Below are 8113 nucleotides of genomic sequence, written 5' to 3'. Positions count from 1 at the left end.
TTCTTCATCCATCTGGCGCAGGTCGAAATCAGTGAGAGGCGTGGGCTTTTTTAACAAGATTGCACATCATACATTGAACTGAGTTTCCAGGCAGAAAAATTGTCTGCGGGGAGGTGATTGGTTACGTTGAGAGCGATGGTCACCTTGCAGCTGAGCGCGTTGATGAATTGGGATATGAGCGTGCGCTTATTACACCACCTTATACGGGTCCCCTTGCCTTGGTTTCAACGCCGCAAGTTGGCCGACGTGCTGTCACGCTTCGATGCCATCGGACCGGTGCGATCGCTGATATCAGGTGGTTTGATTGTCACCACAGTCGACGGCCTGCTGGTGCTGACCACGCTTGCGATGATGTTCATGCTCGCGTCCGACCTGGCGTGGCTTGCCCTTGCCGGATTGATGTTGTATGTGGCGATCCGGCTCGTGGCGCTGCCTTTCAGTATCAGGCTCGGCATGCAGTCACTTGTGGCACATGTTGCGGAAAACGGCAAGCGCATAGAAACCATCCGGGCAATTCAAACAATCAAGGCGATGGGAGCGGAGCAGGCACGGGAACGCACTTGGGCTAATAGCCTTGCCGACTGTATCAGGTACGACCAGCGCCTGAATCTGACCAATCAAGTCTTCACTAGCGCGCTCGGCCTCCTTAGTGCAATGATCATGGTCTTCATCGTCTTTAATGGCGCGGGGGCGATCATCGATGGCAGCATGTCTGTCGGTCTGCTGTACGCATTCATGGCATATGAGGGGCAGTTCATGGCGCGGTCCAGCGCATTTTTCGAACAGCTTGTCCAGTGGCGTATGACGGATATGTACTCGCACCGGTTAGCGGACGTCGTTCTGGTCGAACGCGAACACGGCGTGGACGCAGCATCGCCCGACGGCACCACGATTGATGGCGCCGTGGAACTGTCCAATGTCGCTTTCGCGTACGCGCCACAGGACCCGTATGTTCTGCGTGGGGTATCGCTCAGGATTGACAAGGGGGAGTTTGTGGCTATTGTCGGGCCTTCCGGTGCGGGAAAATCGACGCTTTTGAAAATTGTGTGCGGTTTGTATACTCCCACGGCCGGCGAGGTAATACTTGACGGTCGCACGGTCAAGGCGTGGGGGACACGGACGGTCCGAAGATCGTTCGGAACGGTCATGCAGGACGACGAGCTTTTGTCCGGCACCATCGCCGAAAACGTCGCCTTCTTTGACGAACAGATTGATTTACCGCTGGTGTGGCGATGCCTCCAGCGCGCAGCAATCGATGAAGATATTCGTCGGATGCCGATGGGAACCGACACCTACATTGGTGATATGGGAGGGACACTGTCGGGCGGTCAGAAGCAACGGCTGCTCCTGGCGCGCGCGCTCTACCGGATGCCGAAAATCCTCCTGCTTGACGAGGCTACGTCGCACTTGGATGCCCAGTGTGAAGCGCGGATAAACGCTGCACTCAAGTTACTGGCGATTACCCGCATCGTGGTTGCTCACCGGCGCGAGACGATCGACAGCGCGGACCGCATCATCTGCCTGGACGGTGGGGGGAGAGTATGCTCCGACAGGTCGCGCCAACAATATCCTTCTACAGAACGTTGAACATGACAGGTGCGTCGATCTTTTTTGTCAGTTTCGAATCCTTCAGCCGGGAAAGCGCAGCCTGAAAGTATTACCTGCGGCGCCGCTGTCCACCTCCGCGCTGCCGCCGTGCAGCTGCATGATCGAGCGCACGATCGCCAGCCCGAGCCCGCCGGTGTCGCCATGCCCGCTGCGGGCGGCGTCGGCGCGGTAAAAGCGCTCGAACAGGTGCGGCAGATGCACGGCGTCGATCGGCGCGCCGATGTTATGCACGCTCACTTCCACCATCCCGTCGACGAGCGCGCTGGCGATGCCGATCTTGCCGCCGGGGGCGCCGTAGCGCAGCGCGTTGGCCAGCAGGTTGGCCAGCGCGCGCCGCAACAGGGCCGGGTCGGCCCGCACGCTGCCTTGTACGCGGCTGTCGAACGTCATCTGGCGTTCCTCGGCCATGCCCTCGAAATAGTCGCACAGCTGCGCCACCAGCGACGCCAGCTCCACTTCGCTGCGCTGCACCGCCGCTTCCGGCTGCTCGTTGCGGGCCAGGAACAGCATGCTGTCGATCATGCGGGAGAGCCGCTCGTATTCTTCCTGGTTCGAGGCCAGTAGTTCCTCATAGTCATCCGTGCTGCGCACCCGCGACAGGGTCTGCTGGGTGTGGCCCATCAGGTTGTTGAGCGGGGTGCGCAGTTCGTGCGCCAGGTCTTCCGAAAAACGCGACAGTTGCGCAAAGCCGTGTTCCAGGCGCGCCAGCATGGTGTCGAGCGCCGCGGAGAGTTCGGCCAGTTCGCTGACGTCGCCGCGCCCGGCCAGGCGCAGGTGCAGGTGCGCGCTGTCGATGGCGGCCGCGCGCGCCGCCAGCCGCCTGACCGGCGCCAGCCCGTGCCGGCTCACCTGCCAGCCCAGCGCGAACAGGAGCAGGCCGCTGGCGGCCAGCGCAAGCAGGAGCTTGGCGCGGTACGAGGCCAGCATCTGCTCGCGCTCGGCCAGCAGCTTGCCGGCCACCAGGGTCAGGCCGGCGCCCCGGTGTTCCAGGCGGCGCCAGGCCAGGCGCGCGGGCGCGGCCCCTTGCACGTCGCCGAACTGGGTGTCGGCGCGGCCCGGCAGGCGCGGCACGGGCAGGTGCGCGGGATTGACGGAAATGCGCGCGCTACCCTGGTCGTCGATGATCCACAGCATGCTGTCGCGGTTGCCGAGCATGTTGCCGTAGAGCTGGGGCCGGCGTTGCAGGGCGTCGATGCTGGCGCTGTCGTCGATCAGCGCAACCATGCGCTCGACCCGCCCCGCCAGCGCCTGGTCGTCGCGCCAGGCCAGTTCGCGCGCCAGCGACTGGTACAGGTACACGCCCATGGCGCCGGTCAGCACGGCGCCGGCCAGCGCGAATTGCAGCGCCAGGCGCAGGCTCAGCGAGCGCGGGGCGCGCATCAGGGCGGCGCTTCCAGGCGGTAGCCGGTGCCGCGCAGCGTATGGATCAGCTTGACGGGAAAGGGGTCGTCGACCTTGGCGCGCAGGCGCCGGATGGCGACGTCGACGACATTCGTGTCGCTGTCGAAATTCATCTGCCACACCTGGGAGGCGATGAAGCTGCGCGAGAGCGCTTCGCCTTCGCGGCTGAGCAGCAGGTGCAGCAGCGCGAACTCCTTGTTGGTGAGCACGATGCGCTCGCCATTGCGGGTGACCTTGCGGCGCAGCAGGTCCAGGTGCAGGTCGGCCACTTGCAGGGTGTCGCGTTCGCGCGGCGGGCCACGGCGCAGCAGGGTGCGCACGCGCGCCAGCAGTTCGGCGTAGGAAAAGGGCTTGACCAGGTAATCGTCGGCGCCCAGTTCGAGCCCCTTGACGCGGTCTTCGACGGCGTCGCGCGCGGTCAGGAACAGCACCGGCGTGGCGCCGCGCCGGCGCACGATGTCCAGGAGCTGCCAGCCGTCCAGGCCGGGCAGCATGACGTCGAGGATGATCAGGTCGAACGTTTCTTCCTCGATCAGGTGACGCCCGTCATGGCCGTCGCACGCGACCGACACCATGTAGCCGGACTCGCCCAGGCCCTTGCGCAGGTAGTGCGCCGTCTTGCTTTCGTCTTCCACCAACAATATGCGCATGCCTGCTCCCGGTATGCGTCCGATTATGCCCCAGCCGGGCCTGCGGGCCGATGACAAATTCGTCATCCGGGCGTCATCGTGGCGTCGGGCGGGGGGCGTTAGCATGGACTCTTTGCTGCCAACTGCGAAGGATGTACATGGCTTTGCGCCTCGCTTCACTTTCATTGTCGCTGCTGCTGATGAGCGGCGGCGTGGCTGCGGCGCCGCTGCCGCGCCTGGACATCGCGCTGCCGCTGGCCGGCGACCTGGTCGACGCCACCCTGGCCGCCTGCCAGGCCCAGGGGCGCGGCGCGGCGGTGGCCGATCGCGGCGGCAACCTGGTGGCGCTCAAGCGCGCCGACGGTGTCGGTCCGCACAACACGCTGGCGGCCCAGCGCAAGGCGTACACGGCCTTGTCGGCCAAAACGCCGACCCGGGTGCTGGCCGAACGGGCGCGCACCGAACCCGACACCGCCAACCTGACCAGCTTGCCGGAATTGCTGTTGCTGGGCGGCGGCTTGCCGCTCCTGTCCGGCAACGAGGTCATCGGCGGTATCGGCGTGGCCGGGTCCGGCGGCGCGGCGATGGACGAGGCCTGCGCCGCCCGCGCCATCGCTTCGCTCGCAGCAAAGCTGTCGATTCAAACCAATCAAACCAATTAAGGGAGTATGACCATGAACATCACATCGCTTGCCGCCGCCCTGATGCTGTCGGGCGTGGCGCAACTGGCCGCCGCCAATCCGCTCAGCGTACACGTGCTCAATTTGCAGGATGGACTGCCCTCGGCCCAGGTCGAGGTGACCCTGGAAAAGCAGGCCGGCAAGCAGTGGGTCGCGCTGGGTGCGGGCAGCACCAATGCGGACGGCCGCATTGCCGCGCTGTTTCCCGAGGGGGAACGCTTCGACAAGGGCATTTACCGGGTGACCTTCAAGACCGGCGCCTGGTTTGCCGCCAGGAAGATCGACAGCTTTTTCCCGGAAGTGCCGGTATTGTTCGTGGTCGATGGCAAGGCTGGGCATTACCACATCCCATTGCTGATCAGCCCGTTCGGGTTCTCGACCTATCGCGGCAACTGAGTCGCCGGGTCAGCGCATCTTGAGTGCGTCGGTGAGCGACCATTTGAGCGGCGCCCCGGCGCTGTCGGTGATGGTGGTCAGTTCGCCGAAGATGCGTCCCTGCACATTGTCCGGCAGGCGCACGAAGGCCGTGTTGCCGACCGCATCGTCGCCATGCACGAAGCCCCAGGTAAAGAACTTGATCGCCGCAACCGTCTTGTCGGGCGTGTTGCTGACCTGTGGCACGATGGCGTAGGTGCTGGCGGTGATCGGCCAGCTGCCGGCGCCTGGTTTGTCGGTCAGCATTTCTTCATACGCCGCTTTGCTCGCCCAGCCGCTGTTGTTCATCGCCGACAAGAAACCGGCGCCGGTTGGCGAGACGAATTTGCCATCGCGGTTTTTCAGGGTGGCAAAGCTCAGCTTGTTTTTCGCGACATACTGGAAGTCCACGTAGGCAATCGCGCCCGGCGTTTGCTTGAGCGCCGCCACCGCGCCGGAACTGCCTTTCACGGGCATGGTGCCGGCCGCCCAGGCAATGCTGTAGTTGCTGCCATAGCTGGCTTTCCAGTCCGCGCTGCTTTTGCTCAGGTAATCGGAGAAGTTGTAGGTGGTGCCGGACCCATCCTGGCGGGTCACGACCGTGATCGGCAGGGCGGGCAGGGCCACTCCCGGATTGAGGGCCTGCACCTTCGGGTCATTCCATTTCGTGATTTTCCGGCTGAAAATCTCGGCCAGCACCTCGCCCGTCAACTTGAGCTGACCGCTGCTCACGCCAGGCAGGTTGAAAACAGGAACGATGCCCGACACAGCGGTAGGAAAACACAACAGTTTGCCGGCCTTGCGTTCGTCAGCGGACAGGGCGACATCGGTCGCGCCAAAGTCGACTTTGCGGTTCTTGACCTGCTGTACGCCTTCGGTGGAACTGCTCGATTGATAGCTCAGGTTCACGTTCGACGACTTGCTGTAGGCGCTCGCCATCGAGGTGTACAGGATTTCGGCGGCTGACGAGCCGGCGCCGGTCAATGACGTTTGCGCATGCACGGCAGGCGAGGCCGCGACGATGGCGGCAAAAATGATTCGTTTAGCATAAAACATAGCGTGTGTCCGTGTTCGATAGGTGATGCGGGGGTGTGGCGCCTGCATGGCTCCGGCGTCATGGCGTTGCTTGGGCCATGGCGGGCGGAAATGAGAGCGCGGGAGTGTCGTTTATCTCAGGCTGAGCCGCGCCGGGCGCGGCAGGTTCCCAGGCGTGCAACGCGGCGCAACAGCGCGGCAGGCTGGATCGCTGGCAGTGACGCTGGCTACGCGGCCGGCGACGGATTGACAGATAAGTTTCTACGATTGATGATTCTACACGGAAATATATGAAACGGAGCGTGCGCACCTGACTTTAGAGGAAAAGCTCCGAATTGCGCGCTGTTAGCAACATTAGAGAACAGCTACAATGCCAGAAAAGAATTTGTAAATACGCAAAGTTATTGTTTTGATCAAAAAAATGCCTGTCTTGATTAACTTAATGACATGTGGGCGGGCGCTTGCGCGGCGACACTGCGGACCTGAAAAAGCCACCGCATTGGCGCTGGCCGGCTGCTCACGCGCTGCGCGCCCCAGGCCGCTCAGGCCACGGCGGCGTCGCTCTCTTCATCGTCGCCTTCGCCTTCTTCCCTGGCGTCGTCGGCCTTGTATTTGAGCTGGGCGGCGCTGCAGGCCGAGATGTCGAGGTCGTCGCGCACGCCCTTGTAGGTCGAGATATGCAGCTTGCCGTCGGGATGGGCGTACAGGTAGCGCACATCGACCAGGGCGCCGACCGGCGGAATCTCGAAGTTCGATGAAATGCTGACCTTGCCCATGTCAACCTTGGCGCCGCTGGCGTCGAACACCACCACGTGTACGCTGCGCTTGCCCTTGGCAACCTGCTCGACGACGAAGGTGCTGGTTTCATAGAACACATGCTTGAGCGCGTCGCCGCCCGAGGCCGGCCGGCCGTGGGCGTAGGTGGCGTCCTTCTTGCGCAACACCACGCCTTCGCCGCGCTGTTGCCGGATCCGTTCGAAGGCCTCGGTCTTGGCCGCCGTACCCTGGTACAGCGGCGAGACCGACACATTGGCGGTCGCGCCCAGCGCCGCGCTAAGCAGCGCATGGCGCTCCACGAAGCCGAGCTCGTGCAGCTTGCGCCCGCCCAGTTCGAGGATGTCGAAAAGGGAGAGGCGCGGACCGGGCAGCGCTTCGCCATCGAGGATGGTGCCGGCCGGCAGGCCCGACAAGTCGTCCACCACGCCCAGCGGCAGCGGGACCGGAAAGCCATTGCGCTTGCTGCCGACCAGTTCGCCTGGCGCCTTGACCGACACCATGCGCCGGTGGCCGTCATCCTTTTCCTGCATGACCCAGGCGTCGTCTTGCAGCAGCTTGAGGGCGCGCTCTTCGGGAATCGGATTGAGCAACTGCGGCAACACGCCGGTGAAAGCCGATTCGAGCGCGGTGCCCTGGTAGGGGACGCCGGCGTCATCGGGGCTGTAGCCGCCTTTGAGTTTGCTGCGGACCAGGGTGTCGTAGATCTCCTTCGCCTCGGCGTAGGGCAGGGGCGTGGCGGTCTTGGCCTGGTGGGCCAGCGCGCTGCCGCGCCGGCCGTTGCGCCCGTACACCATCCAGCCACCCTCGACCGGGTCGAGGTGGCAATGGTATTCCTTGTCGGTCGAGCCCTTGGCCTGGTACAGCGAGACTGATTGTTTTTCCATGCGATTATCCTGACAATAAAATGAGATGCATAACGAGAAGCGCCATGTCGCGCCGGCGCCAGCCGTGCTGGCACGCACAGCCGCACCGGTGGTAAGATCGCGCCATGACACATACACTTGCCACCACTCTTCAGCCGACCCTGGTCCATACCCTGCGCATGCCGATCCGCTGGGGCGACATGGATGCGATGGGCCACGTCAACAATACCGTGTACTTTCGCTATATCGAACAGGCCCGCATTTCCTGGTTCGACGAGATTGCCTGCACCCCCGATCCGGCGGGCGAGGGCCCGGTGATCGTCAACGCCCACTGTTCCTTCCTGAAACAGCTCAAGTACCCGGGCGAGATCGAGATCAGCACCTTCGTCGGGCCGCCCGGACGCTCCAGTTTCGACATGTTCCACCAGATCCACATGGTCGGCGCGGACGGCAATCCGGGCGTCTTGCACGCCGAAGGCGGCGCCAAGATCGTGTGGGTCAATTTTTCAGCGGAAAAATCGGTACCGCTGCCGGCCGGGATTTGCCAGCTGCTGCCGCCGCAAAAGCGCTTGCCGCCGACCTAGCCTGAATTTTGCACAAAAAAGGGCAAGAATGCCGTAAGTGATTGATAGAATGGGAGTTATCTAAAAACCTACCCTATCAGCACGAACACACCTTGCCCGACATGAATTCTACCCCAGAGCAG

The 8113-nt window shown here is 63.2% G+C and carries 8 protein-coding genes; 4 read left to right on the top strand and 4 right to left on the bottom strand.

Translation table 11 applies throughout. The annotated features are described in order from the left end of the window. The first annotated feature begins 135 nt into the window (after positions 1–135). Positions 136–1587, top strand: a complete 1452-nt coding sequence (locus tag F1735_RS31735) for a peptidase domain-containing ABC transporter (protein ID WP_167240778.1) — start codon at positions 136–138, stop codon at positions 1585–1587. A gap of 42 nt (positions 1588–1629) precedes the next feature. On the opposite strand, the gene F1735_RS31730 is transcribed toward F1735_RS31735, so the two are convergent. Continuing rightward, positions 1630–2988, bottom strand: coding sequence for a heavy metal sensor histidine kinase (locus F1735_RS31730; RefSeq protein ID WP_222853137.1), 1359 nt, complete (start codon positions 2986–2988; stop codon positions 1630–1632). Further along, positions 2988–3659, bottom strand: coding sequence for a heavy metal response regulator transcription factor (locus tag F1735_RS31725; RefSeq protein WP_167240777.1), 672 nt, complete (start codon positions 3657–3659; stop codon positions 2988–2990). Before F1735_RS31725 ends, F1735_RS31730 begins: the two co-directional genes overlap by 1 nt. 137 nt (positions 3660–3796) lie before the next feature. On the opposite strand from F1735_RS31725, the gene F1735_RS31720 reads away from it, so the two are divergent. Continuing rightward, positions 3797–4300, top strand: coding sequence for a GlcG/HbpS family heme-binding protein (locus F1735_RS31720; protein ID WP_222853136.1), 504 nt, complete (start codon positions 3797–3799; stop codon positions 4298–4300). A gap of 12 nt (positions 4301–4312) precedes the next feature. After that, positions 4313–4714 (top strand): hydroxyisourate hydrolase, encoded by a 402-nt coding sequence (gene uraH, locus F1735_RS31715; RefSeq protein ID WP_229506065.1) that lies wholly within the window; start codon positions 4313–4315, stop codon positions 4712–4714. 9 nt (positions 4715–4723) lie between these two features. Here the strand turns inward: uraH and pstS are convergent, their stop codons facing one another. Continuing rightward, positions 4724–5788, bottom strand: a complete 1065-nt coding sequence (gene pstS, locus F1735_RS31710; protein ID WP_167240771.1) for a phosphate ABC transporter substrate-binding protein PstS — start codon at positions 5786–5788, stop codon at positions 4724–4726. Positions 5789–6309: 521 nt separating this feature from the next. Then, positions 6310–7428, bottom strand: coding sequence for an ATP-dependent DNA ligase (locus tag F1735_RS31705; protein WP_167240769.1), 1119 nt, complete (start codon positions 7426–7428; stop codon positions 6310–6312). Between the two features lie 104 nt (positions 7429–7532). On the opposite strand from F1735_RS31705, the gene F1735_RS31700 reads away from it, so the two are divergent. Continuing rightward, positions 7533–7991 (top strand): acyl-CoA thioesterase, encoded by a 459-nt coding sequence (locus tag F1735_RS31700; RefSeq protein WP_229506064.1) that lies wholly within the window; start codon positions 7533–7535, stop codon positions 7989–7991. Positions 7992–8113 lie beyond the last annotated feature (122 nt).

The organism is Massilia genomosp. 1, assembly GCF_011682185.1.
GTDB lineage: Bacteria > Pseudomonadota > Gammaproteobacteria > Burkholderiales > Burkholderiaceae_D > Telluria_A > Telluria_A rubra.
The sequence above is the reverse complement of the archived record's forward strand: the minus strand, read 5'-3'. Positions and strand labels throughout refer to the sequence as shown.